12 protein-coding genes and 1 pseudogene are annotated in these 15,476 nt (G+C 60.8%); 8 read left to right on the top strand and 5 right to left on the bottom strand.

Annotated elements, in window-relative coordinates; all coding sequences use genetic code 11:
• The first annotated feature begins 242 nt into the window (after positions 1 to 242).
• Positions 243 to 868: pseudogene (locus OK142_RS20445) on the top strand (glutathione S-transferase family protein).
• 76 nt (positions 869 to 944) lie between these two features.
• Here OK142_RS20445 and OK142_RS20440 read toward each other — a convergent pair.
• From OK142_RS20440 to recA, 3 genes are all read right to left on the bottom strand, one after another.
• Positions 945 to 1,328 (bottom strand): VOC family protein, encoded by a 384-nt coding sequence (locus OK142_RS20440; protein ID WP_003495310.1) that lies wholly within the window; start codon positions 1,326 to 1,328, stop codon positions 945 to 947.
• 67 nt (positions 1,329 to 1,395) lie between these two features.
• Positions 1,396 to 4,059: an alanine--tRNA ligase gene (alaS, locus tag OK142_RS20435; RefSeq protein ID WP_498684829.1), complete on the bottom strand. Its 2,664-nt coding sequence runs from the start codon at positions 4,057 to 4,059 to the stop codon at positions 1,396 to 1,398.
• A gap of 232 nt (positions 4,060 to 4,291) precedes the next feature.
• Positions 4,292 to 5,383 carry a recombinase RecA gene (gene recA / locus OK142_RS20430; RefSeq protein WP_003495306.1) on the bottom strand — a complete coding sequence of 364 codons (1,092 nt, stop codon included), beginning with the start codon at positions 5,381 to 5,383 and terminating at the stop codon, positions 4,292 to 4,294.
• Between the two features lie 246 nt (positions 5,384 to 5,629).
• Between recA and OK142_RS20425 the strand changes: the two genes are divergently transcribed.
• Both OK142_RS20425 and OK142_RS20420 read left to right on the top strand, forming a co-directional pair.
• Positions 5,630 to 6,571, top strand: a complete 942-nt coding sequence (locus tag OK142_RS20425) for a carbohydrate kinase family protein (protein WP_498684828.1) — start codon at positions 5,630 to 5,632, stop codon at positions 6,569 to 6,571.
• A 29-nt stretch (positions 6,572 to 6,600) separates the two neighbouring features.
• A complete protein-coding gene (locus OK142_RS20420; protein ID WP_082182542.1) occupies positions 6,601 to 7,524 on the top strand; it encodes a pseudouridine-5'-phosphate glycosidase in 924 nt (307 codons plus the stop codon).
• 126 nt (positions 7,525 to 7,650) lie between these two features.
• Here OK142_RS20420 and OK142_RS20415 read toward each other — a convergent pair whose 3' ends face one another.
• Complete coding sequence (locus OK142_RS20415) at positions 7,651 to 9,924, bottom strand: OmpA family protein (protein ID WP_498684827.1); 2,274 nt, start codon at positions 9,922 to 9,924, stop codon at positions 7,651 to 7,653.
• 346 nt (positions 9,925 to 10,270) lie between these two features.
• Here OK142_RS20415 and OK142_RS20410 point away from each other — a divergent pair, with 346 nt between their 5' ends.
• The 5 genes from OK142_RS20410 (at position 10,271) to OK142_RS20390 (ending at position 14,141) form a co-directional block, all read left to right on the top strand.
• Positions 10,271 to 11,044 carry an ABC transporter substrate-binding protein gene (locus tag OK142_RS20410; RefSeq protein WP_003495294.1) on the top strand — a complete coding sequence of 258 codons (774 nt, stop codon included), beginning with the start codon at positions 10,271 to 10,273 and terminating at the stop codon, positions 11,042 to 11,044.
• A 113-nt stretch (positions 11,045 to 11,157) separates the two neighbouring features.
• Entirely contained in the window at positions 11,158 to 11,961 is an 804-nt protein-coding gene (locus OK142_RS20405) for an ABC transporter permease (protein WP_003495292.1), read from the top strand.
• Complete coding sequence (locus OK142_RS20400) at positions 11,958 to 12,788, top strand: ABC transporter permease (protein ID WP_003495290.1); 831 nt, start codon at positions 11,958 to 11,960, stop codon at positions 12,786 to 12,788. The genes OK142_RS20405 and OK142_RS20400 overlap by 4 nt, the downstream gene beginning before the upstream one ends.
• 177 nt (positions 12,789 to 12,965) lie before the next feature.
• Entirely contained in the window at positions 12,966 to 13,232 is a 267-nt protein-coding gene (locus OK142_RS20395; protein ID WP_035224318.1) for an usg protein, read from the top strand.
• An 84-nt stretch (positions 13,233 to 13,316) separates the two neighbouring features.
• Positions 13,317 to 14,141 carry a class I SAM-dependent methyltransferase gene (locus OK142_RS20390; RefSeq protein ID WP_082182544.1) on the top strand — a complete coding sequence of 275 codons (825 nt, stop codon included), beginning with the start codon at positions 13,317 to 13,319 and terminating at the stop codon, positions 14,139 to 14,141.
• A gap of 269 nt (positions 14,142 to 14,410) precedes the next feature.
• Here OK142_RS20390 and OK142_RS20385 read toward each other — a convergent pair whose 3' ends face one another.
• Entirely contained in the window at positions 14,411 to 15,307 is an 897-nt protein-coding gene (locus OK142_RS20385) for an aliphatic sulfonate ABC transporter substrate-binding protein (RefSeq protein ID WP_498684826.1), read from the bottom strand.
• Positions 15,308 to 15,476: the final 169 nt, after the last annotated feature.

Below are 15,476 nucleotides of genomic sequence, written 5' to 3'. Positions count from 1 at the left end.
TGCACTAGGCGCAAACTTCCATTCCGCACCGTGCCGCGGCCAACACAACAATAAGACAAAGCTGAAACAGCATTTACTCACACATCACTTGCTCGGCACAGTCAAAATTTCAACGCAGCGTCGGCGCAAACCTGAAAGACGCGCGAATGATGCTGCGGACCATAAAAACGCACCGTGACAGCAAGAAATCCGCACCGGTTTTCTCATGATGCTTAGGCGATTTTGCTTGGGGAGGCAAAGCCATGAGTGAGTTGATCTTCTACACAAATCCCATGTCGCGCGGTCGCATCGCGCGCTGGATGCTCGAAGAAGTCGGCGTTCCGTATAAAACGGAGATACTGGGCTTCGAAACCTCGATGAAATCGCCCGCCTACCGGCTGATAAACCCGATGGCCAAGGTGCCCGCCATCAAACACGGCGATACCATCGTCACCGAGGCGGCGGCGATCTGCGCTTATCTCGCCGATGCCTTTCCGGGTGCCAATCTCGCACCGACGCCGAAAGCGCGCGGACTTTATTACCGCTGGATGTTCTTCGCCGCCGGACCGCTGGAAATGGCGGCCAGCATGAAGGCGATGGGTTTGAAGTGCCGAAGGAAAAGCTGCGCATGGCGGGCTGCGGCAGCTATGCGGATGTGATGAACACCCTTGAACGCGCCGTCAGTGAAAACCGCTATGTCGCCGGCGATCTTTTCACCGCGGCGGATGTCTATGTCGGCGCCCATGTCGGCTGGGGACTGCACTTCGGCACGATCGAAAAACGTCCCGCCTTCATCGATTACATGTCGCATCTGACCGACCGCCCGGCCTTCAAGCGGGCCGCCCAGCTGGATGAGGAAGCGGCGAAGGATTTGCAGGCAACGGGATAAGCAGCCCGCCCCTTTTGCAACAAATCAACCGTGGTCCGTGCGGACGCCGTCTGTCGGGCTCGATCTTCGCGACGGGTTACTCCCCGGATTGGCCGAGCGGCTCTCCGACCTCTATTGCATGCCCATCCGGATCGTAAAAACGAAACACCCTTTGGCCCCAGGCCTGCCGCTCAAGAGGATGAATAAGCTCCACATGCGGCGCGATGCTTTGAAAAGCCGCTTCCACATCCGCATGTTCGAAATAAAGCAGCATGTTTCGTCTGCCATAGGGCTCTTCCGCACCCCGCGACGTCCGCCAGACCGTCTCTTCAAGCGACCGCCCGTCATGAATTGCAAAGCCGGTTTCGAAGAGGACGAAATTCCCGAAATCCTCCACTATGGTGAGGCCGAGCCTGTCACGATAAAATTCCTTGGAGCGATTGATATCGCGCACGAAAGGGATCGGATTTACAAAGCGCATCGCATTCCTTCCGGACCATCCAGAATAAAAAGGCGGGGTAAAACCCCGCCTCTTCAATTCTTCCAGATCATGCAGCGAGCGCCGCAGCCACCGCTTCGATGGCCTCCTGCGCCTTGGCGCCATCCGGGCCACCGGCCTGCGCCATATCGGGGCGTCCACCGCCACCCTTGCCGCCAAGAGCGGCAGAGGCCGTGCGGACGATATCGACGGCGCTGAAACGGGCCGTCAGATCTTCGGTCACGGCGGCGACAGCGCTTGCCTTGCCATCTTCGGAAACGGCAATCAGCAGCACGACGCCGGAACCGAGATTGGCCTTGGCTTCATCGGCAAGACCCTTGAGGTCCTTGGCATCGATGCCGGACAGGGATTTGGCGAGGAAATTGACGCCTGCAACCTGCTGGACGTCATTGGCGCCGGCATCCGAAGAACCGCCACCCATGGCGAGTTTCCTGCGGGCATCGGCAAGTTCGCGCTCCAGCTTCTTGCGCTCGTCGAGAAGGCCCTCGACACGCGACAGCACATCGCCCGGCTGCACCTTCAGCGAAGAGGCCAGCGCCTTTACCCGCTCATCCTGCTCGGCGAGATAGGCAAGCGCGCCCTGCCCCGTCACGGCTTCAAGACGACGCACGCCCGCACCGACGGCGCTTTCGCCGAGAATGCGGATAAGGCCGATCTGGCCGGTTGCGGCAACATGGGTGCCACCGCAAAGCTCGACGGAATAGGGCCGGTTGGCTTTCGCCCCCTGCACGCCGGTGCCCATGGACACCACGCGAACCTCATCGCCGTATTTTTCACCGAACAGCGCCATGGCGCCCTCGGCAATGGCGTCGTCAACGCTCATCAGACGCGTGACGACCGGCGAATTCTGCAACACGATCTCGTTTGCCATTTCCTCGACAACCTTCAGCTCTTCGGCCGACATCGGCTTCGGATGCGAAACGTCGAAGCGCAGGCGCTCGGGCGCGACCAGCGAACCCTTCTGGGCCACATGGGTGCCCAGCACTTCGCGCAGCGCCTCATGCAGCAGGTGGGTGGCGGAGTGGTTGGCGCGCAGACGCGAACGACGGTCATGATCGACCGTCAGCTGCACGGCTTCGCCGAGTTTGAAGCCACCCTTGGAAACGGTGCCCGTATGCACGAAGAGACCCTCGCCCTTCTTCTGGGTGTCGGAAACGGTAAAGGCGCCATTGTCCGAGGAGATCACGCCGGTATCGCCCATCTGGCCACCGGACTCACCATAAAACGGCGTCTGGTTGACGACGATCTGCACCGTTTCGCCATCGGCGGCGCTGTCAACCGACTTGCCATCCTTGACGATCGCCTGAATGACGCCTTCGGCGGTTTCCGTGTCATATCCGAGGAATTCACTCGCGCCGAATTTTTCCTTCAGCTCGAACCAGACGGTTTCCGTCGCCTTGTCGCCGGAACCGGCCCAGTGCGAGCGCGCTTCCGCCTTCTGGCGCTCCATGGCATCCGTAAAGCCAGAAATATCGACGCCGATTTCGCGGGCGCGCAGCGCGTCCTGCGTCAGATCGAGCGGGAAACCATAGGTGTCGTAGAGCTTGAAGGCGGTCTCGCCGTCCAGCATGTCGCCCTTGTGCAGGGTCGAGGTCGCGTCGGACAGAAGCGACAGGCCACGCTCCAGCGTCTTGCGGAAACGGGTTTCCTCGAGCTTCAGCGTCTCGGAAATCAGCGCCTCGGCGCGCACCAGTTCCGGATAGGCGCGGCCCATCTGCTGCACCAGCGCCGGCAAAAGCTTGTAGATCAGCGGCTCGCGCGAGCCCAGAAGCTCGGCATGGCGCATGGCGCGGCGCATGATGCGGCGCAGGACATAACCACGGCCTTCATTGGACGGCAGAACGCCATCGGCGATGAGGAAAGCAGACGAGCGTAGGTGATCAGCAATGACGCGATGGCTGGCGCGCTTTTCGCCTTCGGCCGGAACGCCCGTCGCTTCAACGGAGGCCGAAATCAGCGCGCGGAACAGATCGGTGTCGTAATTGTCGTGCTTGCCCTGCAGCAGCGCGGAAATACGCTCGAGACCCATGCCGGTGTCAATCGACGGGCGCGGCAGGTCGATGCGTTCTTCCTTCGTCAGCTGCTCATATTGCATGAAGACGAGGTTCCAGATTTCGATGAACCGGTCGCCATCCTCGTCCGGCGAACCGGGCGGGCCGCCCCAGATATGGTCGCCGTGGTCGTAGAAGATTTCCGAGCAGGGACCGCAGGGACCGGTATCGCCCATGGCCCAGAAATTGTCACTGGTCGGAATGCGGATGATGCGGTCGTCGGAAAAGCCGGCGATCTTCTTCCAGAGATCAAAGGCCTCGTCGTCAGTGTGATAGACCGTGACCAGCAGACGGTTGCGATCGATGCCGAACTCCTTGGTGATCAGGTTCCAGGCGTGGGTGATCGCCTCTTCCTTGAAATAATCGCCGAAGGAGAAATTGCCGAGCATTTCGAAGAAGGTATGGTGGCGTGCCGTATAACCGACATTGTCCAGGTCGTTATGCTTGCCGCCGGCGCGCACGCATTTCTGCGCCGAGGCAGCCGTGGAATAGGGACGGCTTTCAAGACCGGTGAAGACGTTCTTGAACTGCACCATGCCGGCATTGGTGAACATCAGTGTCGGATCGTTGCGCGGCACCAGCGGGCTGGAGGGCACGACCTCGTGTCCGTTTTTCTTGAAGTAGTCGAGAAAGGTCGACCGAATTTCATTCACACCGCTCATGCCCACACACCGCTCACAGCTGGAGTCCATCACCGCCATCGGAAACGATGGCTCTATTGCAAAATCACTGGCTTTTATCGTTCGCATCCTGCCCTGTCCAGCCATGGAGGCGAAGCAAGACATATAGGCAAAGAAAAAGGGCCACGCGAAGAAAAATCGCACGGCCCCTTTTGATCTATACAAGTTCAGGCGAAGTCTCCGGGCGGAGATGCCCGGACCTTCACGAAATGCATCAGCCTTCGTCGCTGCCGTCGTCGCCTTCGCCGGCGTCCGGGCCACCATTCTGCAGGAAGCGGTCGGCGATCAGACCGGCATTCTGGCGCAGCGCCAGTTCGATCTCATTTGCCGTTTCCGGATTGTCGCGCAGGAAGGTCTTGGCGTTTTCACGCCCCTGCCCCAGACGCTGGCTGTTATAGGAGAACCAGGCACCGGATTTCTCGACGATACCGGCCTTCACGCCGAGATCGACCAGCTCACCGGTCTTCGATACGCCTTCGCCATACATGATGTCGAATTCCACCTGCTTGAAGGGCGGCGCCATCTTGTTCTTGACGACCTTGACGCGGGTCTGGTTGCCGACAACCTCTTCGCGCTCCTTGACGGCGCCGATGCGGCGAATGTCGAGGCGCACGGAAGCGTAAAACTTCAGCGCGTTGCCGCCCGTCGTCGTTTCCGGCGAACCGAACATGACGCCGATCTTCATGCGGATCTGGTTGATGAAGATCACCATGCACTTCGACTTGGAGATCGAGGCCGTCAGCTTGCGCAGCGCCTGGCTCATCAAACGCGCTTGAAGACCCGGCAGGCTGTCGCCCATCTCACCTTCGATTTCGGCCCGCGGCGTCAGCGCCGCAACCGAGTCCACGACCAGAATATCGACGGCACCGGAACGCACCAGCGTATCGGTGATTTCGAGGGCCTGCTCGCCTGTATCCGGCTGCGAGATCAGGAGGTTCTGCAAATCCACACCAAGCTTGCGGGCATAGACCGGGTCGAGCGCATGCTCGGCATCCACGAAGGCGCAGATACCGCCCTTCTTCTGGGCTTCCGCAATCGTCTGCAACGCCAGCGTGGTTTTACCGGAGCTTTCAGGACCGTAAATCTCAACGATACGCCCCTTCGGCAGGCCGCCGATACCGAGCGCAATATCCAGGCTGAGCGAACCCGTCGAAACGGTCTCCACCTCAACCACGTTTTCATTGGAACCGAGCTTCATGATCGATCCCTTGCCGAACGACCGTTCGATCTGGGAGAGCGCCGCTTCCAGTGCCTTGCTTTTATCCACCGATTTATCCTCTACGAGACGCAAAGAATTTTGTGCCATCCGAACCACCTTTAGGTTATTGAAGCCGCACAGGCAATGAAGCAGTATGGAAATGGTATGTACTCTATTTGTTCTCATTCCGCAAGGCTGAGCCAGCATATTGAAAACAAATAGGGATAAATCGTTTGTTCTGCTTTCGTTTTTCCGTGCGCGGCCCATCGCCGCAAACGGGATGCGAGGTCAGGAAGACACCATTTTAGGCCGAATCGTCCGGTCTTTCCATCCGCCAGAGAGGGAAACGCAAGCGTGAAGAAAATACTCGTTCTGGGCGGCGCGCACATAGACCGGCGTGGCATGATCGAGGCGGAAACGGCGCCCGGCGCCAGCAATCCCGGCTCCTGGATGGAAGAGGCCGGCGGCGGCGGTTTCAACGCGGCGCGCAATCTCGCCCGGCTCGGTTTTCAGGTCCGCATCATCGCGCCGCGCGGCGGCGACGTCACCGGTGAAGCCGTGGCGGAAGCCGCAAGACAGGCGGGCGTGGAAGATACGCCCTTCACCTTCCTCGACCGTCGCACGCCGAGCTACACCGCCATTATGGAACGCGACGGCAATCTCGTCATCGCGCTTGCCGATATGGATCTTTACCGGCTGTTTTCCCCGCGCCGCCTTAAAGTTCGCGCGGTGCGTGAAGCGATTACCGCGAGCGATCTTCTCCTCTGCGACGCCAATCTGCCCGAAGATACGCTGACGGCGCTCGGTCTCGTTGCCCGCGCCTGCGAAAAGCCGCTTGCGGCCATCGCAATTTCGCCCGCCAAGGCAGTGAAGCTGAAAGGCGCGCTCGCCGATATCGACATGCTCTTCATGAATGAGGCGGAGGCCCGCGCCCTGACCGGGCAAACGACAGCAAATGTGCGCGACTGGCCGGAAATCCTGCGCAAGGCCGGGCTTGTCGGTGGCGTCGTCACCCGTGGTGCAAGCGAAGTCGTGGCCTTCAATGCGACGGAAACAGCAATTCTCCACCCGCCGCTCATCCGCGAGGTAAAGGACGTGACGGGTGCGGGAGACGCCATGGCCTCCGGTTATCTCGCGGCAATCGCCGAGGGCAAAACCATCGCACAAGCATTGCGGCTGGGTGCCGCGGCAGCCGCCATCACGGTGCAATCACCCTTCGCCACCGCCCAAGACCTATCAAAAGACAGTGTCGAGGCCATGTTGGGGCTTGTCCCCGAGGCCGAAATGCTGGCATGAACCCGTTTTAAGAACCTGGAACAGACAGAATGACCCGCCCCATCTCCCCGCTCCTGCCCATCGTCTATTCGCAAGAGGTTGCCGCCGCCAAGCAGCGCGGCGCGCCGATCGTCGCCCTTGAATCGACCATCATCACCCATGGCATGCCCTATCCCGGCAACATCGAGATGGCTGAAAGCGTCGAGCAGATCATCCGCGATCAGGGCGCCGTTCCGGCAACAATCGCCGTCATTCACGGCACCCTGCATATCGGCCTCGAGAAGGACCAGCTTGAGGCGCTCGCAAAGACCACCGACGCCATGAAGGTCTCGCGCGCCGATATCGCCTTCGCGATTGCCGAGCGCCGCACCGGCGCGACCACGGTGGCCGCCACCATGATCGCCGCCGCCCGTGCCGGCATCCGCGTTTTCGCCACCGGCGGCATCGGCGGTGTGCACAAGGGCGCGGAAGAGACCTTCGATATTTCCGCCGATCTGACCGAACTTGCCAAAACCGGCGTAATCGTCGTCTGCGCCGGCGCCAAGGCCATTCTGGATATTCCGAAGACACTGGAAGTTCTCGAAACCAACGGCGTACCGGTCGTCACCTTCGGTTCGGAAGAATTCCCGGCTTTCTGGTCGCGCTCCTCCGGCCTGCCGAGCCCGCTCTCGCTCAACAGCCCGGCGGCTATCGCCAATTTCCAGGTGACCCGCGAGCAGCTGGGCATCGATGGCGGCATGCTGGTGGCCAATCCCGTGCCGGAAGAAGACGAAATTCCGCGCGAGGAAATGGAAATCTACATCAACCGCGCCATCTCCCACGCCGAGCGCGACGAGGTCACCGGCAAGGCGGTCACGCCCTATCTGCTCGGCGATATCTTCCGCCTGACGGATGGCCGCAGCCTCGAGACCAATATTGCGCTGGTGCGCAACAATGCGCAGCTTGCGGCAGAGATCGCGGTGGCGCTGAACTGAGTCTTCTCAGTCATCCTCGGGTCAAGCCCGAGGATGACGCCGAGTTGCTGGAAAGGCTCGTCAAAAACAACAAAAAGGCCCGGAGAGCTTGCGCTTTCCGGGCTTTTGTTTTTCACCTGAACCCGATCAGTTCTGGGCGACCGGCTTCACCAGCGGTGTCACGCGGCGGATGGTGACGCGGCGGTTCTGCTGTTCCGGGCCGAGCGTCTGAACCTTCAGGTAACGCTCGCCATAACCCTGCGTCGCCAGGTTTTCCGGCGGAATGCCGTAGACATCGGTCAGCACATTGGCGACGGATGCGGCGCGTTCGTCGGAAAGCACGAGGTTGCTTTCATCCGAACCGACGGCATCGGTATGGCCTTCGATGAGGAAGGTTTCGCCCGGGTTTTTCTCCAGCGCCTTGTTGATCGCATCCGCCACCTTGCGCAGCGAACGTGCCTGCGCCATCGGAATTTCGGCGCTGCCCGTGGCGAAGGTAATCGTATCGAGGTCGATACGGCGCACCTTGTCGCGGATACGGGCCGAGTAGCGCACTTCGTCCAGCGAGTAGACACGCTCCACCGGCTCGACCGGCGGCTGTTCCAGGAAGCGGTAATAGTCGCGGTCAGGATCGCTCGACGTGTCGATGATGTAGTCACGCACGGGGATGCGCAGGCGCATCGGCGGCAGGTCGAGGCCCGGATCGCGATAGACGTAGTCGCGGTCGGGATCATCCATCAGATCGGGCGCATAGAACAGCACGTATTCCCGGCCCCGGTCGTCGATGCGCGAACGCTGAATGACGTCGCCATAACGGTTGCGGATCGTTACGACCTGCGTGCCATCCCGGCGCTCCACCGTCTCGCGGACACGGCCGCCCGGCAGACGCTCATAATAAGGCTCGCCGCCATCGCGGATGAAGCGCTGGTTATCGTCGCCGCGTACAACGACGCGGTCGCCGAATTGCAGGATGATCGGCGCGTCGCGATCCCGGTCACGTGGACGGCCTTCACGCGGCTGCCATTCGCGCACGCCTTCCGGCCGCTCATATTGCGGACGGCGGTCGATGCGCTCGCCCTGCTGGGAGGTGATCGCTTCCATCTTCACGGGCGGCGGCGGGGCCTTGCCTTCGCCGGCACCGGCGCGCTGCGCTTCGGCGTCGGAGGTCGGCACTTTCACATCACCGGCCTGTTCGCGTTCACGACGGCGTTCCTCACGGGTCTGACGGTTGCCGGACCGTTCCACTTCCTTGTCGCTATCAAGGACCGCTGCACCCTTGTCGACGGGCAGGATGACCGTGTCGGCGGTCTTGGACGGATCCTTGGCGATCGCCTTGGCCTTGTCCAGTTCCTCCTTGGTCGACGCAGGCGCTTCCGTCTGCGGAATGGCGACCTGATTGGGAACGGGTTCGCCGGCAGGCGCCTGTCCGGTTGTGGCGCCACTTGGCGGCGGAGGTGTCGACGTGCCTGGCAACGGTGCTGCGGGCTCGGTTTTACCCTGGCCTTCTACCGGCGGTTTTTCGGAAGGCTGCTGACCGGGAGCAGGATTGGGCTGCGCCTCGGGAGCCGGCGGTCGCGCAGGCGTGGGCGCTTCGGTGGGTACAGGCGCTTCCTTCGCAGCGGGTTCCGGCGCGGCCGGCTTTTTCTCCGGAACAGCCTTTTCAGCCGGTTCCGATTTCTGTTCCGGGGCCTTTTCCTCTACCTGCGGCTTTTTCTCGGCTGCCGGCTCGCGGGGCTTGGCCGGCTGTTCGGCATTTTCCGGACGTGCGGCGGGCTGTTCGGCAGCCGGCTCCTTCGCGCGTTCCTTGCGCGGACGCTGTTCGCCCTCGCCCGCAGGCTGCTCTGCCCGTTCGGGTTTGCGCGGACGTTCCTTTGGCTGCTGTTCGGCCGGTGCTGCTTCAGGTGCGGCTTCACGCTGGCGTGCCGGCTGCTGCTCGCCTCCACCCTGGGGCTCCTGCGCACGTTCGGGACGGCGTGGGCGCTCCTGCGGCTGCTCGGCAGGCGCAGGCTCGGGGCGGGCCTCGCGCTGCTGCTGAGGCTCGCGCTGGGGTTCCGGCTGAGCTTCGCGCTGCGGTTCCCGTTGAGGTTCAGGACGCGGCTCGGCGGGGGCTGCCTCCTGCTTGGGCTCGGGCGGCCGTTCGCGTGGTGCTTCCGGCGCCTGTTCCTGCTTTGGAGGTTCGGCCTGCGGCTGCGCCTCTTCGGCCTGCTGGCGCTTCTTTCGCAGCTCCTCTTCCGGGTTCTGTTCCTCCGGTTGCGCCTGAGCCAATATCATCGGAGCCGCAGACTCGTGAGTCTGCGATTGCGGCATCTGCGCCTGCGCCCGCGCGGCCCCGGCAAAACCGGCGGCGGCCGGTTCCACCGCGATCGCCAGCGACATGAGGGGGAAAACCACCCCCGTCAGCAATGTGTTCTTCTTCAGCATCGGTGCTTCCTCATCTGCCAATCGTTATACATCGCTTATGTCGCGACATGTTTTAATCCGGCTGCGCGTGCAGGCGCTGGTCAACGCCTTGCACAGGCTTCGGTTCCCATGATGACCAAAGCCTTCTGTACTGGAAATGAACAGATCAAGGCGTTTTCGTGATGGCGCCGCGGCCAAATCGCGCTGGCTAATATTGCAGTTGCATTTTTTGACCAACCGGATGAATAATCTGAGCCACGCCGAAGGCCACGAAGGGTGAAAGCCATTCTGTTGCGCCTGGCGCTCAAGGCGTCCGCACTGAAAAAAACAACAGACTGCGGATGAACGACCAAAAGAGAGGATCGAAATGCCTATTTCCACCCGTCTGCTTGCAGCCGTATCGATTGCCGCCATCTCGCTGTTTTCAGGTGCTGCCCTCGCGCAGGACAAGATCGTCATCGGCACCGAAGGCGCCTACCCGCCTTTCAACAATCTTGAGGCCGACGGCACGCTGACCGGCTTCGACATCGACATCGCCAAGGCGCTCTGCGTCGAGATGAAGGCCGAGTGCACCTTCGTCACCAATGACTGGGACGGCATCATTCCGGCCCTGCAGGCCAAGAAGTTCGATGCCATCATCGCGTCGATGTCGATCACACCCGAGCGTCTCGAGAAGGTCGACTTCTCCAAGAAATATTACAACACCCCGCCGGCAATCGCCGTGCCGAAGGATTCGCCGATCAAGTCCGTCGATGATCTCAAGGGCAAGTCGCTCGGCGCCCAGGGCTCCACCACCCACTCCAACTATGCCGAAAAGCATTTTCCGGGTTCCGACCTGAAAATGTATCCGACCGCGGACGAATATAAGCTCGATATCGCCAACGGCCGCATCGACGCCGTCATCGACGATATCGTCGTCCTTTCGGAATGGCTGAAGACGGATGCCGGCGCCTGCTGCAAGATCCTGACGCCGCTTCCGGTGGATGTCGAGATCAACGGCAATGGCGCGGGCGTTGCCGTGCGCAAGGGTGACACGGCGCTTGCCGACAAGTTTACCGCCGCCATCGCCGGCATCCGCGCCAACGGCAAATATCAGGAAATCAACAAAAAATACTTCGATTTCGACGTTTACGGCCAGTAACAGGCACAGTGCTTGTTGAAATCTCGTGGCGGAAGGCTTGCCCTTCCGCCATTTTTGTTTGAAAACGTAACCATAACAATCACGGCGGCTTAAGACCGCGGGGGAAAACTGGCATGAGCGGAGCATTTTCCGCCATAGGTGCGTTCTGGACCTATGTCTCGACACTTCTCGATCCCTTCTGCGGACCGGTCGGTCTCTTCTCGCTTTTCGGAAACGGCACCCTCGTCGCCTGCGGCGATGCCGGCTGGGGCGACGAAATCGCCTTCGGCGTCAAGGTCACCATAACCCTGGCGCTTGCCACGCTGCCCGTCGGGCTGCTGATCGGTTTCCTCATCGCGCTCGCAGCGCAATCCGAGGAAAAATCGCTGAGGCTCGCGGCCGGTATCTACACCACCATCTTTCGCGGCCTGCCGGAACTCCTGACGCTCTTCATCGTCTATTACGGCATCCAGATATTGCTGCAATCGGTCGCGGGTTATGTCGGCATCACCGGCCCCGTCGAGATCAACGCCTTCGTGGCGGGCATGATCGCGCTTTCCGTGGTGTTTTCGTCCTATGCCTCCGAAGTGCTGCTATCCGCCTTCAAGGCCATCCCAAAGGGGCAATATGAGGCAGGCCACGCACTCGGCCTTTCGCGTGGCCGCACCATGGTGCTCATCATCATTCCGCAGCTGGTCAGGATCGCCCTGCCCGGCATGACCAATCTCTGGGTCATCCTGCTGAAAGACACCTCCTATGTCTCGATCATCGGCCTTGCCGATATCGTGCGCCAGACCGGCATCGCCGCCCGTGTCAGCAAGGAAGCCTTCTTCTTTTACGGTATCGCCTGTCTGCTCTATCTTATCCTCGCACTTCTCTCCTCCATCGGGATCGGCTTCATCGATCGCTGGTCACGCAAATCGGAGGCGAGCCGATGAGCCACGTTCAGGAACTCATTCCACCGCGCCCTGCCCCGGTTGCCGTCGACAAACCGCTCAATATCTCGCGCATCGCCGGTATTGCCGTCATCACGCTCTGGCTGCTGCTCGCTGCCGGGCTGCTCTTTGCCATGATCGAAGGCTGGGACTGGGCGAAATTCGAGCGTTACGGGCCGCGTTACATTGACGGCCTCATCACCACCATCACATTGGTCGGCAGTTCGATCATCCTCGGCGCCATTCTCTCGGTACCGATCGCCTTTGCCCGCATGTCGGAAAACCGCGTCCTCGGCGCGCTGGCCTATGCCTATGTCTACGTGTTTCGCAGCACGCCGCTGCTCGCGCAGCTCTTTCTGATCTATTACGGCCTCGGCAGCTTCCGCCAGGGGCTGGAAACCGTCGGCCTGTGGTGGTTCTTCCGTGAGGCGTGGTATTGCGGCCTCCTGTCGCTCACCCTCAACACCGCCGCCTATCAGGCCGAAATCCTGCGTGGCGCGATCCGCAGCGTGCCGCAAGGCCAGCACGAAGGCGCCGCCTCGCTCGGCCTCTCGAAATTCATCACCATGCGCAAGGTCATCCTGCCGCAGGCGCTCATCGTGGCGCTGCGTCCCTATGGCAACGAGATCATTCTGATGATCAAGGGCTCGGCGGTAGTCTCCATCGTCACGGTCTTCGACCTGATGGGACAGACGCGTTACGCCTTCTCCCGCACCTTTGATTATCAGGCCTATCTCTGGGCCGCGATCTTCTACCTGACGATTGTCGAGACGCTCAGACACGTCTGGGCATGGCTGGAAGCCCGCCTGACGCGCCATCTCAAGCGCTAGCGCGCGATCGCGCAGAGTTGGCAGCACTCACTAAGCAAGGCTGCCAACATTTTGAAAAATATAACTATTTTGTGACAGTCCGTGCCTTTGGCAAGCTTGGATTAACCATCCCGTGTTCCCATATCAGATACAGCGGCAATGCTGTTATCGGCAATCATGAAAACGGGAACCGCCGTCATGAACAAGGACATGGAAATGATGCTGAGGGGCTACGGCCTCACCACCGCCCAGATTTTCTATCGCATGCCGGACCATCCGCTGGTTCTTCAGACCTATGTCTGGCAGGACTATGATCTCGCCCCGGACTTCCCCGAAATGCACGGTTTCCTCAAATTCTGGCAGGAAAAGCTCGACGGACCGTTGCACTCCGTCCGCTATGTGCACCGGCAGGTAATCTCGGCGCAGGAATGGCGCGCGCTGAAAGGAGAGTTCATCCTCCACTGATCTATCGCGCCATATAAACATTGCGCCCATGCCCGTTGCGGCTTACAGCAGACTTCAACTGAAGACGCTGACGGATACCGCACGATGACGAAGAATCAGAAAATTGACGAAGAGGCGCTTGCCGAAGCCTATAACCGCGCGCTGGCGCTTGAAAAAGCAGGCGATGTGGATGCCGCGGTAAAGGCCTATGAAGAGGTTCTGGCCATCGATCCGGAAGATCACGGCGGCGCGGCCGTCCGCATCGCCGCCATGGGCCGCGGAGAGCCACCGTCGAAAGCGCCTGACGCCTATGTCGAGACCCTGTTCGACCAGCATGCCGAAGCCTTCGAAGATATTCTCGTCGAACAACTCGGTTATGCCGTGCCGATGATGGTGCGCCAGCGCCTGCAGACGCTGAAGCTCGGCCCCTTCAAGCGCCTGCTCGATCTCGGCTGCGGCACCGGCCTGACCGGCGAGGCGCTGCGCGACATGGCCGACGACATCACCGGCATCGACATTTCCGAAAACATGGTCGAGATCGCCCATGAGAAAGACCTCTACGAGACACTTTATGTCGCCGAAGCCGAGGATTTTCTCGAGGACAATGACGACGAGCCCTTCGACATCATCACCGCAACCGATGTGCTGCCCTATCTCGGCGCGCTGGAACCGCTGTTTTTCGGCGCCGCCGAAAACCTCGTCCCCGGTGGGCTGCTGATCTTCTCCTCGGAAACTCTACCGGAAGCGACCATGGCCGGACGCCCCTATATCGTCGGCCCGCACCAGCGTTTCGCCCATGCGGAAACCTATGTGCGCGAAAGACTGGCGGCGACCGGTTTCGAGGTTCTCGAAGTCACCGATATCAACGTACGCATGCAGGACGGCAACCCGACACCGGGTCATCTGGTGGTTGCGAAGCTCAAGGGCTGATGCAGCTTCGACTTCTTGCACCTCAACGTTGCCACAGGTTTCTTCTCCCCGCCGGGGAGAAGATGGCCCGAAGGGTCAGATGAGAGGGTAAGCTCTCCGCATATCCCTGCCGTCGCCCCCTAATCCCGCTGCGGCGACCTTCTCCCCGGCGGGGAGAAGAAACAAGCGGCACGCACTCGTCCTGCATGCGACGAACACGGCACTTACCTGAATCAATCTCTCAGCAATAACAGCCAGACGGTTGAAGAGACTCGACTTTCCCGCCCGCCTCAGCTCGCCTTCGGCCGCCAGACGATATCGGCGACCTTGAGCTTCTTCGGCACGATTTTCAGATCGTAGAACTCGTCGGCAAGCGCCTGCTGATAGCTGACAGCCTTATCAGGAACCAGCGAGACCCGTCCGAGATCCGCACCCGGGCGCGTCAGCGAAACCTTGGTGACATCCTCCGGAACGCCGGTGATCGCCGCCAGCGACTTCGCCGTCGCGTCAATATTGGCCTGCGCCCTTGCGCCGACATTCGCCAGCTCCTTGAGGATCAGCGGCACGAGATCGGGATTGCTTTCGACGAAATCGCCATTGGCGAGGAAGTAACTCCAGGGATCGACAATCCCCTCGGCCGTCGCGAGAACCCGTGTCGTCGGTTCTTTTTCGGCCACCGCGAAATAAGGATCCCAGATCGACCAGGCATCGATGCTGCCGCTGCGGAAGGCGGCGGCCGCATCCGGCGGGGCGAGATCCACGGGGGTTATATCATTCAGCGTCAGCCCCGCCTTCCGCAATGCTTTCACGGTGACATTGTGGGCGCTGGAGCCGCGCTTGAAGGCAACCTTCCTGCCCTTCAGATCCGCCAGCGTCTTCAGCGGCGAATCCTTCTGCACGAGGATTGCCGAGCCACCGGCCGCGCCCTTATAGGTGCCCACATAACGCAGATTGCCACCGGCGGCCTGCGCGAAGAGTGGCGGCACGTCGCCCGTCGGCCCGATATCCAGCGCGCCCGCACCAAGCGCTTCGAGCGCACCCTGGCTTTTCGCCAGCGCAATCACGCCATTTTTCTGCCAGCCGATCCGCAATGTGGTGGTTGCGGCACCAGCCCGCCGGACATGCGGCAGGAACACCGCCCCCGTCGCACCCGCAATCAGTCCCAATGTTCCGCGTCTTGTGAGCATGTGGATATCCTTCGCTGTTGCCATCCTTCAATAATAAAAGCGTAGATATTCGAGCGAATTTATCAAAATAACGCTTTGCGCGGCGGCAGCACGAAGAGAATTGAATGTGCGAATTTGCCGTTACGGGCGGAATAAGATTGTCGCGCCGCAGGGAAGCGCCCTTTGGCAC

Origin of the sequence: Agrobacterium sp. BT-220-3, from assembly GCF_025910175.1 — a bacterium.
Taxonomy (GTDB): Bacteria; Pseudomonadota; Alphaproteobacteria; order Rhizobiales; family Rhizobiaceae; genus Agrobacterium; species Agrobacterium oryzihabitans.
Note: the sequence above shows the minus strand (reverse complement) of the source record. Positions and strands in the feature narration are given on the sequence as shown.

Bases quoted from the DNA above. Each gene is read 5' to 3' on its own strand.
- OK142_RS20440 (WP_003495310.1), bottom strand. From the start codon at position 1,328: ATGCGCTTTGTAAATCCGATCCCTTTCGTGCGCGATATCAATCGCTCC.
- alaS (WP_498684829.1), bottom strand. From the start codon at position 4,059: ATGAGCGGTGTGAATGAAATTCGGTCGACCTTTCTCGACTACTTCAAG.
- recA (WP_003495306.1), bottom strand. From the start codon at position 5,383: ATGGCACAAAATTCTTTGCGTCTCGTAGAGGATAAATCGGTGGATAAA.
- OK142_RS20420 (WP_082182542.1), top strand. From the start codon at position 6,601: ATGACCCGCCCCATCTCCCCGCTCCTGCCCATCGTCTATTCGCAAGAG.
- OK142_RS20415 (WP_498684827.1), bottom strand. From the start codon at position 9,924: ATGCTGAAGAAGAACACATTGCTGACGGGGGTGGTTTTCCCCCTCATG.
- OK142_RS20410 (WP_003495294.1), top strand. From the start codon at position 10,271: ATGCCTATTTCCACCCGTCTGCTTGCAGCCGTATCGATTGCCGCCATC.
- OK142_RS20405 (WP_003495292.1), top strand. From the start codon at position 11,158: ATGAGCGGAGCATTTTCCGCCATAGGTGCGTTCTGGACCTATGTCTCG.
- OK142_RS20400 (WP_003495290.1), top strand. From the start codon at position 11,958: ATGAGCCACGTTCAGGAACTCATTCCACCGCGCCCTGCCCCGGTTGCC.
- OK142_RS20395 (WP_035224318.1), top strand. From the start codon at position 12,966: ATGAACAAGGACATGGAAATGATGCTGAGGGGCTACGGCCTCACCACC.
- OK142_RS20390 (WP_082182544.1), top strand. From the start codon at position 13,317: ATGACGAAGAATCAGAAAATTGACGAAGAGGCGCTTGCCGAAGCCTAT.
- OK142_RS20385 (WP_498684826.1), bottom strand. From the start codon at position 15,307: ATGCTCACAAGACGCGGAACATTGGGACTGATTGCGGGTGCGACGGGG.